Source organism: Acidovorax sp. (assembly GCF_016783915.1).
Lineage (GTDB): Bacteria > Pseudomonadota > Gammaproteobacteria > Burkholderiales > Burkholderiaceae_C > Acidovorax.
On the sequence record NZ_JADHVT010000090.1, the window covers coordinates 1 to 18,916 of the forward strand.

Consider the following 18,916-nt stretch of genomic DNA (forward strand, 5'->3'; position numbering starts at 1 on the left):
GCATGTACGGTGGTGTCGGCGTCGCCGTGGAACACGATCACGGGTGGGGGTGGCAGGGCTGGGGCGTCAGCGGCATGGTGGGTCGCCGCACCGGGTTTGGCCCCGTTCTTCATCGCCGACAGTGCGCCCATCACGTTGTGCGCGGCACCCGCCTGCAGGCCGGAGTGCACGCCCACGGCCGCAAATAGGTCGGGGTATTCGCGGCCCAGCAGTGCGGCCATGGCGCCGCCGGCCGACAGGCCCGCCACGTAGACGCGTTGCGCATCCACCGGGTGGCGCGCCATCACATCCCGCAGCATGGCCACGATCAGCGCGGGCTCGCCGCCGCCCCGGTGCTGGTCGCCGGGTCGAAACCAGTTCCAGCAGCCGTTGGGGTTGGCGCCGTGGGGTTGCTCGGGGTACAGCACCAGGGCGTTGGCGGGCGCGGCTGCGTCGTTCATGCCCGTGCCGGTCGCAAAGTCCACCGGGTTCTGCGTGCAGCCGTGCAGCATCAGCACCAGGGGCATGGGGGTGCCTGCCGTGGCGCCCGGGGGCACGTACAGGTGGTAGTGGTGCGGGTTGTGCCGAGCGCCCGGGTGGGTGACGGCCACGCGGGTGAAGCTGCCGGCGGGCTCCGCCAGCGGGTGGTGGCTGGCGGTGGGGCGTGCTGTGGCCGGGGGCTGTGCCTCTGCGGTCGGTGTGTGGGTGCTGCGGTCGATGACCACGGCGTCTTCCACCTCTTGCGCGGTGTGGGCACTGCGCCAGCGGGGGGCGTTCCCTGCCGTGGGTTCGGGCTCGGGTGCGTGCAGCGGGTGGGCGCTTGTGCTGGCGGGTGCGGGAGGGGGGCCATGGCGCGCCACGGCCTCGCCCAGGGTTTGCTGGATGGCCCGCGTGGCATCGGCCAGTTGGCCGCTGCGCACCAGCTGGGTGGCTTCGCCCATCAGGCGCTTGAGGTTCAGGTTCCAGTCCATGGGGACTCCTTGGTGGTGGGTGCGGGCACGGTCGGGCACTGGCGACGCGCTGCGGTTTGTGTACGGATTCAATGCATGCGCCCGGCCAGCGCGTCCTTGACGGCTGCACTGGCGTGGAACGCGCCCAAGACCGTCACCGAGGCGATCGTGGCCTGCGCCAGTGCGGGCGGCACGTCGTCGTCGATGCTGGCCAGGCCCAGCACACGGATCTCTAGCGCCTGGCCTGCTGCCAACACGGCCTCCAGCTCGGCCCGGCCAAAACGCTGCAGTCCCAGCACAAGCATCTTGCGGGCCACCACCTGGCGCACCGCGTCGTTCTGGGCGGTCAGCTGGTTGCGGATGGCGGTGCGGATGAAGTCGGTGCGGTTGGCGTAAAAGCCTTCGGACACCAGCAGGTCAATGTGTCCCAGGTCTACAAAACCGAGGTTGATGGTGACCTTCTCGGACTCGGGCACCTTGCTGCGTGCGGGGGCGGTGGGAACCAGGTTGCTCATCAATCACACTCCATAAAACATCCAATCAGATGGTGTATGGATGGAATATGGATGGTGGTTGGCTGCTTTGCAAGAGCTGCCCACAAAAAATGGGGCCTACGGACCCCAGGAGGTACTGCATGCGTTCACTACCAAAATAGTAGCAAACAAACCATGTTTCTGCAGCGCTAGCGCCCAGTTTTGCCTGGAGTTTGCCCCGGGGACCCACAGGATGGCGGTGCAGATGCTGCACCGCTGTGGGGAAAGGCGCTCAACTCACACCCTGCAGGCCGATCCCGAGGGGTTGTCCACAGGCGCTCAGTACAGCGTGAGTTCCTTGTGCTCGCCCAGGCTGCGCGGTGGCTCTCCGGTGATGGCGGCCTTGGCCATCTGGAACAGCTGCACCATCTTGCTCTCGTCCACGTTCCAGTATTCGGCGTGGCGAACGCGCACCACCAGCAGTGCCAGGTCCGGGTCGGACACGCCGCCCGGGAACCACGCCTTGGCCATGGGCGACCACAGGGCTTCCTTGAGCGCGCGGTCGTCCACAAACCGCGCCTGGCCTGACACGGACACATAGCTGTCCTCGTCCGGGTCGGCATACGACACATTCACCTCGCCGTCGGTCAGCAGGCGCTCGTACAGCTCGCCAGACTGGGGGATGAAGAAGTACAGCTCGGCCTGTTCATCGAGCTGCCGGTTTTGAGCGGGTGCGCGTGCAGCATGCCCGTGGACGTGCGGTGCGTGAGCATGCCAAAGCGGATGTCCTTGATGAGCTTCCACAAGGTGTCGTGGGCGGGGGAGTTGGGGTGCATGGGGCCTCCAGCAGGTGGTGGGGAATCAATCGATCAGTGCGGGCACTGCAATTGGTTGACTCTAGGCACCACGGGGCGGCCAGGGCGTCGGCGGGGAGCGCCGATGCCTGTGGGCGGTTGTCTGACACGAGGGGCGCCGCCCTCCTCCATCAGGCCTTTTTCAAGAACTCCGACTTCAGCAGCATGCTGCCCAGGTCCGTCTTGCAGTCCACGTTGTGGCCGTCTGCACCATCCACCAGGCGGATGCTCTTGATCTTGGTGCCCTTCTTGAGCGTGGACGACGAGCCCTTGACCTTGAGGTCCTTCACCAGGATCACCGCGTCGCCGTCGGCCAGCGGGTTGCCGTTGGCGTCACGCACTGCGCCATCGCCTGCATCGTTTGCCTCTGACTCGGTGGCGTCAGCCACCTGCGGCCATTCAAAAGCGCAGTCGGGGCACACATAGTTGCTGCCATCGGGGTAAGTGTTCTCCTGGCCGCATTGGGGGCAGGCGGGAATGGTGTGGGGCATGGTGGGGTCCTCTCTGTCGTTGTTGTAGTGGTTGTGAAATCGGTGCGCAAAGTGTCGCCGCTTCACAGCGGCGCGCGTTGCTCCAGCGCAAACGGTGGCAGCCCTTTGAGCAGCCGCTGGCCGTAGCTGGTGCGCGTCAGGCGCTTGTCGTAGCAGTACACATGCGCCATGTCTTCTTCGGTGCGGATCGCGCGGCCCACCCATTGCGCCAGGCGGATGGCGGTGGCGGGCACCACCAGCTCGCTGAAGGGGTCGCGCCCCACGGCGCGCAGCCACTCGGCGCGGGCTTCGCCCACGGGGTCGTCGGGCGGGGCGAAGGGCAGCTTGGTGATGAAGACCGACTCGCACAGGCGCCCCGGCAAATCCAGCCCCTCGCCAAACGACTGCATGCCGAAGATGACCGAGGGCTCGCCGTTTTCCACCCGCTCGCGGTGGCGGCGCAGCAGCTGCGTACGCGGCAGTGCGTTCTGCACTAGGACCACACTGCGCATGGCGGTGGGCAATGCGTCCACAGCCTGGCGCATCTGCTCGCGCGAGGTGAACAGCACCAGCGCGCCGTATTCCACACGCGCAATGTCGTGCAGCAGCGCATCGACCATCTCGGTGGTGAACTGCGCGGCGTTCTTGGGGTCGGCGCGTGTCTCGGCGGCAATCAGCGTGCCCTGCGCGGCGTAGTTGAAGGGGCTGGGCACCTCCAGCGTGGTGGCAGCTTCGTCGCCGTGCAGGCCCGCCTCGCGCAAGAAGAAGTCAAAGTGCCCGCAGCTGGTGAGTGTGGCCGAGGTGAGCACCGCACCGCGCACCGCGCTCCACAGGTGGTTGCGCAGCGTGGTGCCGGGCAGGATGGGGCTGGCGTGGGCCTTGACCACAATGAAGTCGCCATCCACCTCCAGCGTGAACCATTTGGCTGCCGGCACCGCGCCTTCGGGCGCGTCCTGCAGCAGCAACTGGGCCGTGGCGTGCAGCTCTTCCAGGCGCGGGGCCAGCATGCCGATTTGTGCGTACAGCGTGGACAGGCGCTTGGCCTCGTCGGGCTTGTCGCGCATCTCGGCGCGCAGTGCCTTGCTGATGGCGCGCAGGGCGTCGAGGAAGCCCTCGGCGCTGGCTGCCAGCAGGCCCAGCGGAGCAATGAGTTGTTCAGGCAATTCGCCACGCGGCACGCGAACACGCGCCGGGCCCCAGGCGCTGGGCTGGCTTTTGAGCTGCGCGCCGTACACATCCATCACGATGCGCGCCAGGTCCTGCAGCGTCTGCCGCAATTGGGCCGAGTGTTTGGGGATGTCGGCAATCTCTTCGACCTCCAGCAGTGCCCCAATGCGCAGGCCCCGGCTCGACAGGCGCTCGATCCAGGTGATGCGCGATAAATCCATGCTGCACGCAAACTGGTCGAGCGCCGTGGCGGGCAGGTGGTGGGCTTCGTCCAGCACCAGGAGGCAGTTGTCCAGCTCGGGCAGCACGCGCGCGCCCAGCGACGACAGCAGCAGATCGTGGTTGGCCACGATCACCTGCGCACCCACCAGCTCCTTGCGCTTGTCGTAGTAGGTGCACTGGCTGAACGCCGGGCAGTGCTTACCTGTGCACGAAGCACCTTCGGCCGCCACAGGGCTCCACACCTCGGGCTCGGGTGGCGTGTCCAGACTGTCGCGGTCGCCATCCCACGCGCCTTTCGACAAGGTTTGCGCCATCGTGGAATAGAACTGGATGCGTGCCTCGGTCTCGTGCCGTGGGCGCTTGGCGCGGGCGGCGGCTTCTTCCTCGGCAAACAGGTCGTCTTCGCCTTCTTCCTCAGCCTCACCCGTGCCGGCCAGGCGGTCGAGCTTGAGCTTGCACACATAGCGCCCGCGCCCCTTGGCCAGCGCAAACTTGAAGGGCTGCGGCATCAGCGCGGCCAGCGCGGGCAGGTCCTTGTTGACCAGCTGCTCCTGCAGCGCCACCGTGGCCGTGGAGATCAACACCCGTGTGCCGCGCGACAGCGCCAGCGCAATGGCCGGTGCGCAGTACGCCAGCGACTTGCCCACGCCCGTCCCCGCCTGGATGACGGCAATGGCGCGCGTGGGCGCTGCTTCGCCGCTCTCTTCATCCACCTTGCCCAGCGTGGCCGTGCTGAACGTGCGCGCCACCTGCTCGGCCATCAGCCGCTGGCCGGGCCGGCTGCGAAAACCCTCGGTGGCTGACACCACCGCATCGAAAGATTCAAGGGCCTGCGCGGCCCACACCTGTTGAGACATACAGTAGTGTCGCATGGCTTGGGGGGCCAACGGCTCCAAGGTTTGACGCCCACCGTCTCCATCGCCTGTCGGGTACATGGCCTGCGGGCCTACAGGGATGCGGCGGTGGGCTTTTTACGATGCACCGGACCGGACAAACTGCTGTCCGAACCCAGGAGACCCTATGCCCCGCCCCTCAAACCGCGACGAGTCCACCCCGGCTCCCACCGCACCAGAACCCTCGGTAGACACCACCAAGCGCCAGGCCCCCGGCCCCAAGACGCAGGGGCCGTTGAAGGCAGGGCAGTCTGCCGCGAAGGAAGAAAAGCCCAAGCTCCCCCACGAGCATGATGAGTCGGTGGACATGACCCATGGCGAACCGGACGCTCAAATCGAGCAGGCCTACCGTGATGTGCAGCGTGGGTTGCAGGACACTGACCGGGGACCACCGGCCGACCAGGCTTACCAAAAGCAAAAGCATTGAACCTATCGCATTTGCTATTACATGTATAGCGCACGGTGCATATGCAACGTGCGCTAGCGGCCACTTTGGCTTGAAGGTTGCGGCTATGTCGGTCGTTGCATTCACCCCCGCTCGCGCAGCGCCCGCTCAATGCGGTCGCGTCGCACCGTGGTCTTGGGCACCTTGAAGGGGAACCACGTGCGCACGTCCTCTTCGAGCCCGATGCCGTGCATGTAGTTGTAGATGGCCTTCTTGAGCGCGCCGCCCAGCGCGTCGTGGTCCACGCCCGTGGGGTCGATGAAGGCCACGTCGTTCTTGGCAAAGTCGCCTGGCGGCAACGGCGCCAGCGTCACGCCGTATTCCTCGGGGTTCTTGCCGACGGGTGAGTGCACGGTGCAGGCAAAGCGGTGGAAGAACCCGCTCTGGATGCAGCCATTGGCGAACAGCTGGCGCACGTATTCGAGCGCGTCCACGGTGTCTTGCACCGTCTGCGTGGGAAAGCCGTACATCAGGTACGCATGCACCAGGATGCCCGCGTCGGTGAACGCCCGCGTCACGCGTGCCACCTGGTCTACAGATACGCCTTTTTTCATCAGCGTGAGCAGCCGGTCCGACGCAACTTCCAGCCCGCCCGAGATCGCAATGCAGCCACTGTCGGCCAGCAGCTCGGCCAGGTCGGGGGTGAAGGTTTTTTCAAACCGCACATTGCCCCACCAGCTGATGCCCGCGTTGCGCGCAATGAGTTCGGTGGCCAGGGCCTTGAGCGCCTTGGGCGGCGCGGCTTCGTCCACAAAGTGAAAACCCGTCTGCCCCGTCTCGCGCACGATCTGCTCGATGCGGTCGGCCAGCACTCCAGCACTCGCGCCCTCGTAGCGGCTGATGTAGTCCAGGCTCACGTCGCAGAAGCTGCACTTCTTCCAGTAGCAGCCGTGCGCCACGGTGAGCTTGTTCCAGCGCCCATCGCTCCAAAGGCGGTGCATGGGGTTGAGCATGTCCAGGAGCGACAGATACCGGTCCAGCGGCAGGCCGTCCCAAGTGGGTGTGCCCACCTCGGCGAAAGCGATGTCGGCTTCCATCATGTTGATGTACTGCACCGCGCCGTCGTCACCGCGCACGAAGGTGCGAACCAAGCGTTGCCGGCCACGCTCGCCGCGCAGATGTTCCAGCAGCGCCAGCAGCGGACGCTCACCGGCGTCCAGCGTCACGTAGTCAAAGAAGTCAAACACACGCGGGTCGGCTAGCTCGCGCAGCTCGGTGTTCACAAAGCCGCCGCCCAGCATGGTGGCGATGTGCGGGTATCGTGCCTTGATGGCCTGCGCAATGCGAAACGCCGCATACACCGAGCCGGGGAACGGCACGGACAGCAGCACCACATCGGGCTGGTGGCGAGCGATGGCTTCGTGCGTGAGCTGCTCCAGCATCTCGTCCACCAGTGTGGGCGTCGCAGCGAGTGCTTGGGCCAACGGGTCAAACGTGGGCTGGCTGCCCGCCAGCGATTCGGCATAACGCACGAACTCAAAGCGCTCGTCCACCGCATCGCGCAGCACGTCGGCCAGGTCGTTCAGGTACAGCGTGGCCAGATGCTTGGCCTTGTCGTGCAGGCCCAAAGCACCAAAGGCCCATCCCAGCGGGTCGCCGCCCTCGTCGTCCACATACACATCCAGCGTGGCAAAACGCGGACCCTCGGGCAGGTAGTTGCGGCCCACGATGCGGTGCGCCAGCGTGCTGTCGCGCCCCTGCAAAAAGGCAATGGCGGGGCCAATGGTGGCGAGGTATCGATCTTTCTGCGCCGCAAAGCTCTGCACGGCAGGGCTTTGCTTTTTGGCGGGCAATGCATCCACCTTGGCGGCCACGGCGCGCAACCCCTCGGGCGAGAGCAAGCGCAGCACCAGCGCCAGTGCCAGGTCTTCCTGGAACGCGGTGACGCCGCGCGAACGCAGAAAGCCGGTGAGGTAGGCGGTGGAGGGGTATGGCGTGTTCAGCTGCGTCATCGGGGGGATGACGGAGAGCACGCGCAGCGGTGGGGCGGGAGGGGCGACGGCAGACATGGTGGGGAAAAGCAATGGGGCGATGCGGTGCCGCCGCAGGGGTCGTGGAACCCCCGATTATCCCGGCCCGGCTTTATCCCTGGTGGGCTGGGGGCGCAGGGTGCACCTCAGCCGCACCGGGTGTGCCCGCCAGATAGTTGTTCTTCACCCGCACATAGTGCTCGGCGGAGTACTTGAGGTATGCGATCTCGGCCTCGGTCAGAGCGCGCTGGCGCACCGCAGGGCGTCCGATGTACAGGTACCCGCTCTCCAGCACCTTGCCGGGTGAGACCAGGCTGCCCGCGCCCAGCATCACGCGGTCTTCGATGATGGCGTCATCCATCACGATGGAGCCCATGCCGATGAGGCATTCGTTGCCGATGCGGCAGCCGTGCAGGATCACCGAGTGGCCCACGGTGACGTAGTCGCCGATGACCAGCGGGGATCCCTCGGGCTTGGCCGCGTTGCGGTGCGAGACATGGCCCATGGTCAAGTCTTGCACGTTGCTGCAGCGGCCCACGGTGATGCGGTTCACATCGCCACGCAGCACGGCGTTGCACCACACCGAGCTGTCGTCGCCGAGGGTGACGTCACCGATGACTTGTGCGCTGGCGTGGACGAAAACGTTGGCGCCCAGCGTAGGGGCGGTATCGAGGTAGGGGGCGAGGGGCATGGTGCAAACGCAGCGAAGGCAAAACCCTGGAGCGTAGTGCAAATGGGGTGGGCCCTCAGCCCGCATGGGGCGACATGGACTGTGGTGGGGCGCCCTCGGTAGTCACAGCCTGCGTGCCAGCACCCCCACCACCCGCGCCGCCGTTCGAATCTCTGTCTCGTCATACCCTGCATACCCCAGCAGCCACCCCCTGCGCGCTGACTGCATGGCATAGCGCGACAGTGGCGCCAGCATGACACCCGCAGCCAGTGCCTGGCGGCTCAGGGCTTCGTCGTCGGTGCCGGGTGCCACCTCGTGCAACAGGTGCATGCCCCGGTCACTGGGTTGCAGTTGCCACGCCCCACCGCTCGCATCGGCCAGCGCACCGATCAGCACCCGCTGGCGCGCCTGGTACAGCTCGCGCATCTGTCGCAGATGCCGCAGCAGATGGCCTTCGGCAATGAAGCGCGCCAGCACCGCCTGCGTATCTCCCGGCGCGTGCCGGTCGGTGATGGCGCGGGCCATGGCAAAGGCTTCCACCAGTGCGGGCGGCACCACCACAAAACCCAGGCGCAGGCCGGGGTGCAGCGTCTTGCTGAAGGTGCCCACGTACAGCACCCGCTCCGAGCCCGGCAGGCTGCACAGGGCGGGCACGCGCTGGGCCTTGCCATCGTTTTTGCCGTACTGAAACTCACCGTCGTAGTCATCCTCCACCACCCAGGCGTCGTGCGTGCGTGCCCATTGCAGCAGCGCCTGCCTGCGCGCCAGGCCCATGCACACGCCGGTAGGGAACTGGTGCGTGGGCGTGACCACGGCCATGCGCGCGCCGGGCCACTGGGCAGCGCCATCGTCGATGCGAAGGCCCTGTGCGTCCAGCGCCACGGGCCGCGCCAGCACACCGTGGCCCAGCAGGCTGGCGCGGATGCCCGGGTAGCCGGGGTCTTCCACCAGCACCTCGTCGCCCACGTCCAGCAGCAGCCGCGCAATCAGGTCGATGCCCTGCTGCGAGCCCGAGCACACCACCACCTGCGCCGCATCGCAGCGGATGCCGCGCGACGCCCACAGCCACAGCGCCACGGCCTGGCGCAGGTCGGGGTCGCCTGCAGGGTCCAGGTATTGCGCGCGTGCGCTGCGCTGGCCGGGGCGGGCCTGGCGCGCGAGGCGGTCCCACAGTGCAAACGGAAAGGTGTCCACCTCGGGCGCGCCAATACGGAACGCGCGTGCCGCCACATGCGGCGGGCGCCAGCGGGCAGCCGTCTCGGCAATGAGCTGCCCGCGCTGCGACAGCCCGCGCGGCGGTGCCACCAGCCCTTGTGTGGGCGGTGCGCCTGCGGCCTGCGAGACATAGGTGCCGTCACCCACACGCGCTTCCACATACCCTTCGGCCTGCAGGCGCTGCACGGCCCACAGCACGGTATTGCGCGACACGCCCAGGCTGGCCGCATGCTCGCGCGATGGCGGCAGGCGGGTGCCCGCCGGCAGCCGGCCCTGTTCGATGGCGTTGCGCAGCTGCTCGTACACCTGCTGGCGCAACTGGCCCAGGCGCCCGTCCCGGGAGGCGGTGGTTTGGGAATTGGCTCCGGCAACTGGCATGAATTGGCCCCTTGAATGTGGCGATGCAGTCATAAACTAAAGAACCATTGTAGAAATCCCGGGCTTGTGCTTCTGACAAGGCCCGGCCACCGCAAGAAAGACCCACCCATGGCCGAGTACACCGCCACCATCACCTGGTCCCGTGGCAACGACGACTTTCTGGACAAGCGCTACCACCGTGCCCACACCTGGCAGTTCGATGGTGGCGCCACCGTGGCCGCGTCGTCGTCGCCCCATGTGGTGCCGCTGCCGTACTCCGATGCGGCGGCGGTGGACCCGGAGGAAGCCTATGTCGCAGCCCTGTCGAGCTGCCACATGCTGTGGTTCATGGACTTCGCCAGCCGCGCGGGCTATCGGCTCAACAGCTACACCGACGCGGCCGTGGGCACCATGGCCAAGAACGCGCAGGGGCAGCTTGTCGTCACCCACGTGCAGTTGCGCCCTGTCACGCGCTTTGATGCGGCCCACGCGCCCAGTGCCGCACAGCTCGACGATCTGCACCACCGCGCCCATGCGTCCTGCTTCCTGGCCAACTCGGTCAAGACGCAGGTCGACTGCGCGCCGGTGCTCGAAGTGGAAGGGGGTTGACATGGCCAACGCCAACCGGCAGTTTCAGGTGACGGACCCGGCCGTGCTGCATGCGCTGGTGCGCACGCAGCCCCTCGCCACACTGGTTATCGCCCATGAGGGAGCGCTGCACGCCAATCACATCCCGCTGTACCTGGACCCAACGCGCGGCCCGCAGGGCACACTGATCGGCCACGTGGCCCGCGCCAACGCGCTGTGGTCGCTGCTGCCCCAGCAGGCGGTGGCGGTGTTCCATGGCCCGCAGGCCTATGTGTCGCCCTCGTGGTATCCGTCCAAGGCCATCGATGGCAAGCAGGTGCCCACCTGGAACTACGCCACCGTACATGCCCACGGCGCACTGAGCGCGTTCGACGACCCGGTGCGCCTGCGCGCCATCCTGCACACCTTGAGTGAGCAGCACGAGGCCCACCGCCCGGACCCCTGGCGCATCGACGATGCACCGCCCGACTACATCGACAAAATGCTGCGCGCCATCGTGGGCATCGAGCTGGCGGTGGAGCGCTGGGAGGGCGTCTGGAAGGTGAGCCAGAACCGCACCGACACCGACCGTGCCGGCGTGGTGCAGGGCCTGATGGCGGAGGGCACCAGCGCTGCCGAGGACATGGCGGCGCTGGTGCTGGGCAAGTTGATGGGGTGATGCAGCGGGCGGTGAATATCAAATTTGATAGCAACCAGGGCATGGTGCACTAGCGCTACCGCCCGGTTTGACCCCCAAACCCCGCGCGGACCCGTTTTCAGCCCACTTTCACCCTTCCAGCATCTCCACCCGCAGTGCCACCACCGGGCCGGCCACCCCAGGGTGTGCCGCCAGCGCAAACACGGCCAGGTCCACCGTGGATTGCGCCACGGCGTCGGTCAGCACCAGCACCTGGGGGCCGGTGCCTGGGGGCAAGGCCTTGTCGTGCGCCAGTGCCACCTGCAGCACCGGCACGTGCTGCGCAGCCAGCCAGGCGCCCACGGCCTCGATCTGCTGCGCGCTGTGCACCGCCACCCGCAGGTAGTGGCGTGTGTGCACGGCCGCACGGGGCAGCACCGCCAGTTGCTCGTCCACCGCGTGGGGGTGGAAGCCCAGGTGCGGCACGCGCTGGCCCGCGTGGGTGCCATCGAGCCGCGCCACATCCACCAGGTCCGCAATCACGGCCGATGCCGTTGGCTCCGACCCCGCGCCTGCGCCGTAGTACATCGTCACGCCCGAGGCATCGCCCTTGACCATCACGGCGTTCATCGACCCGTTCACATGCGCCAGCAAATGTGTGGCGGGCACCAGCGCGGGCTGCACGCGCAGCTCTACCCCCTCCACGTTGCCTTCCGCGTCACCGTCCTTGCGCCGCTTGGCCACGCCCAGCAGCTTGATGCGAAAGCCCAGTTGCTCGGCGCAGGCCACGTCCAGGCCCTGCAGTGCGGTGATGCCCTCCACCTGCGCATCGGCAAAACGCACCGGCATGCCAAACGCATTGGCCGCCAGCAGCGAGATCTTGTGGGCGGCGTCGATGCCTTCGATGTCAAACGTCGGGTCGGCCTCGGCGTAGCCCAGCGCCTGGGCCTGCGCCAGCGCCTCGGCAAAGCCCACGCCTTCATCGCGCATCTTGCTCAGGATGAAGTTGGTGGTGCCGTTGATGACGCCCGCCACCCACTCAACGCGGTTGGCCGTCAGGCCCTCGCGCAGCGCCTTCACGATGGGGATGCTCACCGCCACCGCACCCTCATAGGCCACAGCCACGCCGTGTTGGCGTGCCGCGGCAAAGATCTCGTTGCCATGCACGGCCAGCAAGGCCTTGTTGGCCGTGACCACATGTTTACCCGCGCGGATGGCTGCCATCACCCATTCGCGCGCGGGGCCGGTGCCGCCAGCGGCCTCCACCAGCACATCCACGTCGGGGTGGGTGGCGACCTGCATGGGGTCGTTGGTCAGCGCCACGTCCTTGCCCACCACGCTCATGGCGCGGGCCAGGCTGCGGGCGCAGACCACCACCAGCTTGATGCCCCGGCCCGCACGGCCCGCAATCAGCGCCTGGTTGCGCGCCAGCACGCGAAAGGTGCCTGCGCCCACGGTGCCAATGCCGATCATGCCCACGCGCAGGGGGCGCATGGCCGTGGCGGACGATGGCAACAACGGGGCTTCGAGGGACGGGACGGGATCGCGGACCATGGACTTCTCCGGCTAACAAACAAACAAAAAAACCCAGCTGCCAGAGCTGGGTTTCGTGCATTCGTCTTGGGGGAGAAGAGAGCGATCACCAGGTGGCTGCCGAAACGGCCACCTGCGCGTGCTCAGGTGGCCGCGGTGGTAATGGTGGTAATCATTCGTGCACCCAGTGCCCGCTGCTCACCATGGGCCCGCGTGAGTGCGGGCGGCATCATGCCCATGCCTTGGAAGGCAGCGGCGCGTGCGGTGGTGATGGGGAGGGAGGTGAACGACATGGAAGGCGCAGTGTACCGGATGCGGGCCGGGGCCCGTCAACCCACTGCTGCGCGCCTGTGGCGCAATGGCCTCACGGGGCCTTGGTGGCTGCCACGCGCACCATGCGGATCGCATCGAACGGGCAGCGCACCGCACACAGCGCGCACCCGGTGCAGCCGGGCGCATCGTGCAGGGTGGAGCACTTGGGCCCCCAGGGCCCAGTGCCCAACACCTGCAGCGACAGCACATGCGGCGGGCACACCGCAATGCACCAGCCGCAGCCGGTGCAGCGCTGGGGGTCGATGGTGGGCAGGGCCTTGGGGGTGGTGGTGGTCATGTGGTGCGGTGGTGCTGGCAGTGTGCCCCTGGAGCGGGCTCCTCACAAGGAGCGCGCTACAGTGCCCCCCATGAACGCAGAACACCACTCCACCATCACCCGCCATCTGTTGATCACCGGCCATGTGCAGGGCGTGGGCTACCGCTGGTCCATGGTGCAGGCCGCCAATCGGCTGGGCGTGACGGGCTGGGTGCGCAACCGCCAGGATGGCCGCGTGGAGGCCTGCGCATGGGGCACAGAGCATGCCGTGCTGGCCCTCATCGACTGGGCGCAGCAGGGGCCTGTGCATGCGCGGGTGGAGCGTGTGGTGGTGGGCAATGTGCCTGATGGGGGCGAGGCCCCGCAGGGGTTTGTGCAGCGAGAGACGCTGTAGCTGCTCCGCTGCTATGTGCGCAGGCCCAGTTGCCTCAGCAACTCCATCGCCCCCGCAGGCGCCCGCTCCTTCGCCCCGTTGATGAAGTACACGAACACATCGCGCGGCTGTTCGCCGCCCGTCCAGGTGCGCACGCCATCGGCCCACTGTGCAATCGCCTCGGGCGTGTAGCCGGTGGGCACATCGGCCTGGCTGAGCATCAGCCGCAGGTAGGCAAAATCGGCCTCTGCATCTGCGATGGCGGGAAATTGGTCGGAGTCGGTGTACACAGGCACGCAGCCATACCGGCGCGCCAGCGCCACAAACGCTGGCGTCGCGAAACTCGGGTGGCGCACATCCAGCGCGTGGCGCAGCTGCAGGCCATCCACCTGCTGCGGCAGCAGGGCCAGAAAGGCCTCGAAGTCGCCCGGCTCAAACACCTTGGTGGGCATGAACTGCCACACGATGGGCCCGAGCTTGTCCTTCAGTTCCGAGATGCCACTGTCGACAAACCGCGCGATCGAATCGCCCGCCTCGGCCAGCACGCGCCGGTGCGTGGCAAAGCGGTTGGCCTTGAGTGAGAACACAAAGCCTTCGGGCGTTTCATCGCGCCACTTGGCAAAGGTGGGTGGTTTGAAGGTGCTGTAGTAGGTGCCGTTGACTTCGATCGCCGTGAGCTGTCGGCTGGCGTATTGCAGCTCCTTGCTGTGCGCCAGCCCAGCGGGGTAGAAGCTGCCGCGCCAGGGCTCGAAGGTCCAGCCGCCGATACCGACGCGGATGTGGGGGTTGCTGGCGCTGATCTCGCTCTGCGGGATGCTGACAGGTGTGTCCACGGCGTTGCCCTTTGAGAGTCCACGGAGCGGCCACTGTAGCAGCGGCGCTGGTACGCATGCCTATGCCGGGAGCGCTTCTGGCAGCTCTACCCGCGCCTCCAGTCCCTGGGCGCCATCTGCACGCGGCCCCAGCATCAGCCGCCCGCCCAGGGCCTTGGCCAGCTCGCTGGCAATGGCCAGGCCCAGGCCGGTGCCACCGGTACCCCGGTTGCGCGAATCCTCCAGCCGCACATAGGGCTGCAGCACGGCGGCGAGGTCCGCCGGGGGGATGCCAGGCCCATGATCGATGACGCGCACCAGGCACTGGCCTGGCCTTTCTGCCTCCAGCGTCAGCTCGGCGGCACCCGCAAACTTGAGCGCGTTGTCCACCAGGTTGCACAGCAGGCGGCGCAGGGCCTGGGGGCGGGTGTCGCAGGTCACATCCACTGCCTGCAGCACTTGTACCGGCAGGCCGGCATCGGCGTAGTCGCGCGCAATGCTCTCCACCAGCGCGCGCAGGTCCACGCGCTGCGGGGGCTCGCGCACGGCCTGCGATGAGCGCGCGTAGGCAATGCCCTCTTCCACCAGCGACTGCATCTCGGCCAGGTCGGCGTGCAGCTTGTCGCGCAGCGTGGTGTCGTCCAGCAGATCCGCGCGCAGGCGCAGCCGGGTGATGGGTGTTTGCAGGTCGTGCGAGACGGCGGCCAGGATCTGCATGCGTTCCTGAAGATGTGCCTGGATGCGCTGCTGCATATGGTTGAAGGCAACGGCGGCGCGCACCACTTCGCGCGGGCCGTCTTCAGCCAGCGGCACGGTGGGGCGGTCGGCGCCCAGCGCATCGGCTGCATCGGCCAGCGTGCTCAGGGGCCGCGTGGCTGCACGCACGGCCCACGCGCACAGTCCCACCAGCAGCGCCAGCTGCAGTGCCAGCGCGCCCAGCACCCAGGGCGATATCTGCAGCCGGGGCTCGTCCATGTCCACGGCCAAGGGCGTACCGTCGGCCAGGCGCAGTTGCAGCCGCAGCTCGATGCCCGGCACATGGGGGTCGATCACCTGCACCGGGCGGTCAGTGGGCAGTGTGGCCGCCACAGCGCTGGCAACGAGGCGGGCCAGCTGGGACGGGTCGGCAGGTGCGTCCAGGGGTTCGGCCAGTGCAAAGCGGTAGTTGCGGCGCGCCAGCCGGTCCACCCACTGTGCGCGCTCGGTGGCAGGCAGGCGCTCCAGCATGGCGACCGAGCTGGCCACGTCGCTGGCGAAATACGACACCATGGCCCGCCGCATGGTCATGCTGCGCTCGGTGAACGCCAGCACAAACGTCAGCGCATGCGCCAACGCCAGGCCCAGTGCCATCACCAGCAGAATGCGCCCGAACAAAGAGCGTGGCCACCAGCGCAGCGTCATGGCGCAGCTCCTGCGGCGGCTGCCGCAGTTTGCACATCGGCGCAGAACACATAGCCCTCGTTGCGCACGGTCTTGATGTAGCGCGAGCCGCGCGCGCCATCGCCCAGCCGCTGGCGCACACGGCTCACCAGCAGGTCGATGGAGCGGTCGAACACGTCGGCATCGCGCCCCTGTGTGAGCTGCAGCAGCTGGTCGCGTGTGAGGATGCGCTGCGGGTGGTCCAGCAGCACACGCAGCAGACGGTATTCGGCGCCCGACAGCGCCACCACTGCGCCCGTCGCATCGAGCAGGTGGCGTGCGGTGGTGTCCAGCCGCCAGTCGCCAAACGCAAGGTGGCGCGCGGGCTCGGCCCTGGCCAGATTGGGCGGCAGCATGCGCGTGCGCCGCAGCACCGCGTGGATGCGTGCCAGCAGCTCGCGCGCGGCAAAGGGTTTGGTCAGGTAGTCGTCTGCACCCAGCTCCAGGCCCAGGATGCGGTCCGCCTCGTCGCTGCGTGCGGTGAGCATGATGATGGGCAGTGGCGGCGCGCCGGGGCTGCGCAGCTCACGGCACAGGGTGATGCCGTCGGTGCCCGGCAGCATAAGGTCCAGCACCAGCAGGTCGATGCGCTGCGTGGCCAGCACCTCGCGCATCTGCCGCCCGTCGGCGGCCACGCTCACCTGCAGGCCCTGGCGCTGCAGGTACTCGGCAGCCAGTTCGCGGATGCCGGCGTCGTCATCGACGATCAGGATGTGGTCGGGCGGGGGCGTCGTCATGGCGGCCATTGTCCGGGCTTTGGTGGTGCAGCGGTAAGGGCTGGGTGGGCAGATATGTATCTCAACTTGTCTGCCCGGCGCGCCGACAAGCGTGCATACCAAAAGCCCCTGGCCAGACAAATCGCCGATACCTGCGCTCGCTTCAATGCGGTCTTCCTGAACTTCACGAGGACCTTGCCATGAAACCATCCATCGCCGTGACTGCCCTGCTGACCCTGGGCCTGGCGCAGGCAGCCAGCGCGCAAGAGGCTGCGGCAGCGCCGCCAGCCGCTGTGGCGCCTGCACCGGGTGCAACCCACCCCAAAGCCCCCTTGGGCCGCTGGATCACCGAGAGCGGCAATCTGGAAGTGAACATCGCCCCCTGCAACCCCGCCGGTGGCAACGCCCTGTGCGGCAAGGTGGTGCGGGTGCTGGCCAACCGTTCCATGAGCGCGCCGGGCGCTGACATGGCGGCGGCCGACGCGCGGCCTGCGCTGGGCATGACCCTGCTGTCGGGCCTGCGCCCGGCGGAGGGCGGCAGCAGCGAGTACCAGGGCGAAATCTACAACCGCGAGAACGCCAAGACGTACCGCGTCAACCTGACGCCGGCCGAGCCGGAACAACTGCTGGTGCACGCGTACGTGGGCATTCCGCTGTTCGGCAAAACCCAGGTGTGGCGCCGTCCGGCGGCCGAGCAGGGGAGCGGGCAATGACCATGACCACCACCTCGCCCTGGCTGGCCGTGGCCGCCGGCATGCTCACCGTGGGGGCGCCCTGCGTGTTGCCCATGCTGCCAGTGGTGCTGGGGGCCTCGGTGAGCGGCGCCGAATCAGCGCGGCGCACACGCCCTATGTTCATTGCCCTGGGCTTTGCGCTGTCGTTCGCGGCCGTGGCCCTGCTGTTCAGCAGCTTCACGCAGGTGCTGGGTGTGTCTCAGGAAGGCCTGCGCCGGTTTGCCGCCGTGATGCTGCTGGTGTTTGGCGTGCTCACGGTGTGGCCCCGGCCGTTCCAGTGGCTCAGCCAACATGCAGGCGGCGTGCTCAACCGCATGGCCAGCCTGGGCATGGGCAGCGGGGGCGGCAACTGGGGCGGACTGCTGCTGGGCCTGAGCCTGGGCGCGGTCTGGACACCCTGCGCCGGGCCGGTGCTCGCTTCCATCCTCACCCTCATCGCCACGGAGCCTGCGGGCGTAGGCACCGCCGTACTGCTGCTCGCGTATTCCACCGGCGCAGCGCTGCCCATGCTGGCCATTGCCTATGGCGGCCAGGCCGCGGCCACCCATGTGCGCCGCATTGCACGCCACGCACACCGCGTGCAGCAGGTGTTTGGCGTGGTGGTCATTGCCATCGCGCTGGCCATGCTGTGGGAGGTGGATGGGCAGATCACCGTCTGGCTTACGCAGTTTTATCCCTCGGGCTGGGGCGGCCTGTAAGGGGCGACACCCCACCGATTGCAAGGAGCTTTCACCATGACATTGCACCCCTCTTCATCGCGCTTTTCCGAGCGCCGCGCCTTCCTGGCGTCGATGGCCGCTGCACTGGCGGCCCCTGGCTTGGCGTACGCGGCGGGCCCCGCCAGCCCCGCCTCAGCGTTGCCCGACTTGGGCGCTGCGCCCGAGTTCACCGGCATCGAGCGCTGGCTCAACTCCGAACCGCTGAGCCTGGCGCAGTTGCGCGGCCGCGTGGTGCTAGTGGACTTCTGGACGTACGCCTGCATCAACTGCATCCGCACCCTGCCCCATGTGAACCGCTGGGCCGAGCAGTACACGCCCCAGGGGCTCACCGTGGTGGGGGTGCACACGCCAGAGTTTCCGTTTGAGCGCCCGACCGCCAACGTGGAAGCCGCCATGCGCCGCCATGGCGTGAAGCACCCTGTGGCACAGGACAACCGCTACGGCACCTGGAAGGCCTACAGCAACCAGTACTGGCCCGCCACCTACCTGATCGATGCGCAAGGCCGCATTCGCTACAAGCACTTTGGCGAAGGCGAGTACGAGCGCACCGAGGGCGTGATCCGCACCTTGCTGGCCGCGCGGGGCTGATCGGCCCGACCGATTCCGTGTCCTTTTTTGTTCTTCCCCATCCCACGTTTCTTGACCGAGGCCTTCTCACCATGCGCTCTTTTCATCGCCACCTCACCTCTTCCTTCACCGCCGTCGCCTTGGCCTGCACCCTGCTGGGGGCTGCGCCTGCCAGCCAGGCCCAGGCTCCGCAGCTGCCGCCGCCGGACGCCACCAACCCTGTGACCCTGCAGCTGATGCAGGGCTTCCCCCCGGCGCCTGACAAGGTGGTGCGTTTGGCCAACATCCTCAAGTACCCCAACGTGCGCTGGGCCGCGCAGCACCTGCGCGAACTGGGGCCCACGGCCACCATCTGGCGCGGTGCAGCAGCGCCCAGCGCACTGCCCGCCGCGCCGCGTGCCTTGCCCGACACGCTGGCGTTTGCCGACGACAAGGGCGCGCCCACCACGCTGGCCGACTGGCAGAAGGCCACCTACACCGACGCCCTGCTGGTGCTGCACCGGGGCCGTGTGGTGTATGAGCGTTATCACATCGGCATGCAGCCGCAGCAGCCACATGTGCTGTGGTCCATGAGCAAATCGCTGG

General features: G+C 67.6%; 20 protein-coding genes and 2 pseudogenes. 8 read left to right on the plus strand and 14 right to left on the minus strand.

Annotation, left to right across the window (positions count from 1 at the left end):
- The 5 genes and pseudogenes from ISS20_RS15820 to dinG form a co-directional block, all read right to left on the minus strand.
- Positions 1-950, minus strand: a 950-nt coding sequence (locus tag ISS20_RS15820) for a PHB depolymerase family esterase (protein ID WP_291437981.1), incomplete at its 3' end; no start/stop codon positions are given.
- A gap of 68 nt (positions 951-1,018) precedes the next feature.
- Entirely contained in the window at positions 1,019-1,444 is a 426-nt protein-coding gene (locus ISS20_RS15825; RefSeq protein ID WP_291437982.1) for a CopG family transcriptional regulator, read from the minus strand.
- 297 nt (positions 1,445-1,741) lie between these two features.
- Positions 1,742-2,238 (minus strand): annotated as a pseudogene (locus tag ISS20_RS15830) (pyridoxamine 5'-phosphate oxidase family protein).
- Between the two features lie 149 nt (positions 2,239-2,387).
- Positions 2,388-2,747: a zinc ribbon domain-containing protein YjdM gene (locus ISS20_RS15835; RefSeq protein ID WP_291437983.1), complete on the minus strand. Its 360-nt coding sequence runs from the start codon at positions 2,745-2,747 to the stop codon at positions 2,388-2,390.
- A gap of 62 nt (positions 2,748-2,809) precedes the next feature.
- Positions 2,810-4,972: an ATP-dependent DNA helicase DinG gene (gene dinG / locus ISS20_RS15840; protein WP_291437984.1), complete on the minus strand. Its 2,163-nt coding sequence runs from the start codon at positions 4,970-4,972 to the stop codon at positions 2,810-2,812.
- 163 nt (positions 4,973-5,135) lie between these two features.
- On the opposite strand from dinG, the gene ISS20_RS15845 reads away from it, so the two are divergent.
- Positions 5,136-5,435 (plus strand): hypothetical protein, encoded by a 300-nt coding sequence (locus ISS20_RS15845; RefSeq protein ID WP_291437985.1) that lies wholly within the window; start codon positions 5,136-5,138, stop codon positions 5,433-5,435.
- Positions 5,436-5,536: 101 nt separating this feature from the next.
- On the opposite strand, the gene ISS20_RS15850 is transcribed toward ISS20_RS15845, so the two are convergent.
- The 3 genes from ISS20_RS15850 to ISS20_RS15860 all read right to left on the minus strand — a co-directional run bounded on the left by ISS20_RS15850 (position 5,537) and on the right by ISS20_RS15860 (position 9,686).
- Entirely contained in the window at positions 5,537-7,462 is a 1,926-nt protein-coding gene (locus ISS20_RS15850) for a B12-binding domain-containing radical SAM protein (protein WP_291437986.1), read from the minus strand.
- Between the two features lie 73 nt (positions 7,463-7,535).
- Positions 7,536-8,114, minus strand: coding sequence for a gamma carbonic anhydrase family protein (locus tag ISS20_RS15855; RefSeq protein ID WP_291437987.1), 579 nt, complete (start codon positions 8,112-8,114; stop codon positions 7,536-7,538).
- 102 nt (positions 8,115-8,216) lie between these two features.
- The gene (locus ISS20_RS15860; protein WP_291437988.1) at positions 8,217-9,686 is read right to left on the minus strand and encodes a PLP-dependent aminotransferase family protein; all 1,470 of its coding nucleotides are present in this window, start codon (positions 9,684-9,686) and stop codon (positions 8,217-8,219) included.
- 108 nt (positions 9,687-9,794) lie between these two features.
- Here ISS20_RS15860 and ISS20_RS15865 point away from each other — a divergent pair, with 108 nt between their 5' ends.
- A complete protein-coding gene (locus ISS20_RS15865; protein WP_291437989.1) occupies positions 9,795-10,274 on the plus strand; it encodes an OsmC family protein in 480 nt (159 codons plus the stop codon).
- 1 nt (position 10,275) lies between these two features.
- Positions 10,276-10,911 carry an FMN-binding negative transcriptional regulator gene (locus ISS20_RS15870; RefSeq protein WP_291437990.1) on the plus strand — a complete coding sequence of 212 codons (636 nt, stop codon included), beginning with the start codon at positions 10,276-10,278 and terminating at the stop codon, positions 10,909-10,911.
- A gap of 108 nt (positions 10,912-11,019) precedes the next feature.
- Here ISS20_RS15870 and ISS20_RS15875 read toward each other — a convergent pair whose 3' ends face one another.
- The 3 genes from ISS20_RS15875 to ISS20_RS15885 all read right to left on the minus strand — a co-directional run bounded on the left by ISS20_RS15875 (position 11,020) and on the right by ISS20_RS15885 (position 13,012).
- Entirely contained in the window at positions 11,020-12,423 is a 1,404-nt protein-coding gene (locus ISS20_RS15875) for a homoserine dehydrogenase (protein ID WP_291437991.1), read from the minus strand.
- A gap of 122 nt (positions 12,424-12,545) precedes the next feature.
- Entirely contained in the window at positions 12,546-12,695 is a 150-nt protein-coding gene (locus ISS20_RS15880; protein WP_291437992.1) for a hypothetical protein, read from the minus strand.
- Positions 12,696-12,766: 71 nt separating this feature from the next.
- The gene (locus tag ISS20_RS15885) at positions 12,767-13,012 is read right to left on the minus strand and encodes a 4Fe-4S binding protein (RefSeq protein ID WP_291437993.1); all 246 of its coding nucleotides are present in this window, start codon (positions 13,010-13,012) and stop codon (positions 12,767-12,769) included.
- 70 nt (positions 13,013-13,082) lie between these two features.
- Here ISS20_RS15885 and ISS20_RS15890 point away from each other — a divergent pair, with 70 nt between their 5' ends.
- The gene (locus tag ISS20_RS15890; protein WP_291437994.1) at positions 13,083-13,385 is read left to right on the plus strand and encodes an acylphosphatase; all 303 of its coding nucleotides are present in this window, start codon (positions 13,083-13,085) and stop codon (positions 13,383-13,385) included.
- An 11-nt stretch (positions 13,386-13,396) separates the two neighbouring features.
- On the opposite strand, the gene ISS20_RS15895 is transcribed toward ISS20_RS15890, so the two are convergent.
- From ISS20_RS15895 to ISS20_RS15905, 3 genes are read right to left on the minus strand one after another with little or no spacing between them, the layout of a single operon-like run.
- The gene (locus ISS20_RS15895; protein WP_291437995.1) at positions 13,397-14,197 is read right to left on the minus strand and encodes a DUF72 domain-containing protein; all 801 of its coding nucleotides are present in this window, start codon (positions 14,195-14,197) and stop codon (positions 13,397-13,399) included.
- 60 nt (positions 14,198-14,257) lie between these two features.
- Positions 14,258-15,577 carry a HAMP domain-containing sensor histidine kinase gene (locus ISS20_RS15900; protein WP_291437996.1) on the minus strand — a complete coding sequence of 440 codons (1,320 nt, stop codon included), beginning with the start codon at positions 15,575-15,577 and terminating at the stop codon, positions 14,258-14,260.
- A complete protein-coding gene (locus ISS20_RS15905) occupies positions 15,574-16,332 on the minus strand; it encodes a response regulator (RefSeq protein ID WP_291437997.1) in 759 nt (252 codons plus the stop codon). Before ISS20_RS15905 ends, ISS20_RS15900 begins: the two co-directional genes overlap by 4 nt.
- A 179-nt stretch (positions 16,333-16,511) precedes the next feature.
- Here ISS20_RS15905 and ISS20_RS15910 point away from each other — a divergent pair, with 179 nt between their 5' ends.
- The 4 genes and pseudogenes from ISS20_RS15910 to ISS20_RS15925 all read left to right on the plus strand — a co-directional run.
- Complete coding sequence (locus tag ISS20_RS15910; RefSeq protein WP_291437998.1) at positions 16,512-17,024, plus strand: DUF2147 domain-containing protein; 513 nt, start codon at positions 16,512-16,514, stop codon at positions 17,022-17,024.
- Positions 17,021-17,743 carry a cytochrome c biogenesis CcdA family protein gene (locus ISS20_RS15915; protein WP_291437999.1) on the plus strand — a complete coding sequence of 241 codons (723 nt, stop codon included), beginning with the start codon at positions 17,021-17,023 and terminating at the stop codon, positions 17,741-17,743. Before ISS20_RS15910 ends, ISS20_RS15915 begins: the two co-directional genes overlap by 4 nt.
- Positions 17,744-17,779: 36 nt before the next feature.
- Positions 17,780-18,352, plus strand: a complete 573-nt coding sequence (locus ISS20_RS15920; protein ID WP_056056835.1) for a thioredoxin family protein — start codon at positions 17,780-17,782, stop codon at positions 18,350-18,352.
- A gap of 71 nt (positions 18,353-18,423) precedes the next feature.
- Positions 18,424-18,916, plus strand: a pseudogene (locus tag ISS20_RS15925) (6-aminohexanoate hydrolase); the annotation flags it as partial.

Coding starts and splice junctions, on each gene's coding strand:
- ISS20_RS15920 (WP_056056835.1), top strand. CDS start 17,780: ATGACATTGCACCCCTCTTCATCGCGCTTTTCCGAGCGCCGCGCCTTC.
- ISS20_RS15850 (WP_291437986.1), bottom strand. CDS start 7,462: ATGTCTGCCGTCGCCCCTCCCGCCCCACCGCTGCGCGTGCTCTCCGTC.
- ISS20_RS15835 (WP_291437983.1), bottom strand. CDS start 2,747: ATGCCCCACACCATTCCCGCCTGCCCCCAATGCGGCCAGGAGAACACT.
- ISS20_RS15825 (WP_291437982.1), bottom strand. CDS start 1,444: ATGAGCAACCTGGTTCCCACCGCCCCCGCACGCAGCAAGGTGCCCGAG.
- ISS20_RS15865 (WP_291437989.1), top strand. CDS start 9,795: ATGGCCGAGTACACCGCCACCATCACCTGGTCCCGTGGCAACGACGAC.
- ISS20_RS15890 (WP_291437994.1), top strand. CDS start 13,083: ATGAACGCAGAACACCACTCCACCATCACCCGCCATCTGTTGATCACC.
- ISS20_RS15885 (WP_291437993.1), bottom strand. CDS start 13,012: ATGACCACCACCACCCCCAAGGCCCTGCCCACCATCGACCCCCAGCGC.
- dinG (WP_291437984.1), bottom strand. CDS start 4,972: ATGTCTCAACAGGTGTGGGCCGCGCAGGCCCTTGAATCTTTCGATGCG.
- ISS20_RS15855 (WP_291437987.1), bottom strand. CDS start 8,114: ATGCCCCTCGCCCCCTACCTCGATACCGCCCCTACGCTGGGCGCCAAC.
- ISS20_RS15860 (WP_291437988.1), bottom strand. CDS start 9,686: ATGCCAGTTGCCGGAGCCAATTCCCAAACCACCGCCTCCCGGGACGGG.
- ISS20_RS15900 (WP_291437996.1), bottom strand. CDS start 15,577: ATGACGCTGCGCTGGTGGCCACGCTCTTTGTTCGGGCGCATTCTGCTG.
- ISS20_RS15870 (WP_291437990.1), top strand. CDS start 10,276: ATGGCCAACGCCAACCGGCAGTTTCAGGTGACGGACCCGGCCGTGCTG.
- ISS20_RS15915 (WP_291437999.1), top strand. CDS start 17,021: ATGACCATGACCACCACCTCGCCCTGGCTGGCCGTGGCCGCCGGCATG.
- ISS20_RS15910 (WP_291437998.1), top strand. CDS start 16,512: ATGAAACCATCCATCGCCGTGACTGCCCTGCTGACCCTGGGCCTGGCG.
- ISS20_RS15875 (WP_291437991.1), bottom strand. CDS start 12,423: ATGGTCCGCGATCCCGTCCCGTCCCTCGAAGCCCCGTTGTTGCCATCG.
- ISS20_RS15905 (WP_291437997.1), bottom strand. CDS start 16,332: ATGACGACGCCCCCGCCCGACCACATCCTGATCGTCGATGACGACGCC.
- ISS20_RS15845 (WP_291437985.1), top strand. CDS start 5,136: ATGCCCCGCCCCTCAAACCGCGACGAGTCCACCCCGGCTCCCACCGCA.
- ISS20_RS15880 (WP_291437992.1), bottom strand. CDS start 12,695: ATGTCGTTCACCTCCCTCCCCATCACCACCGCACGCGCCGCTGCCTTC.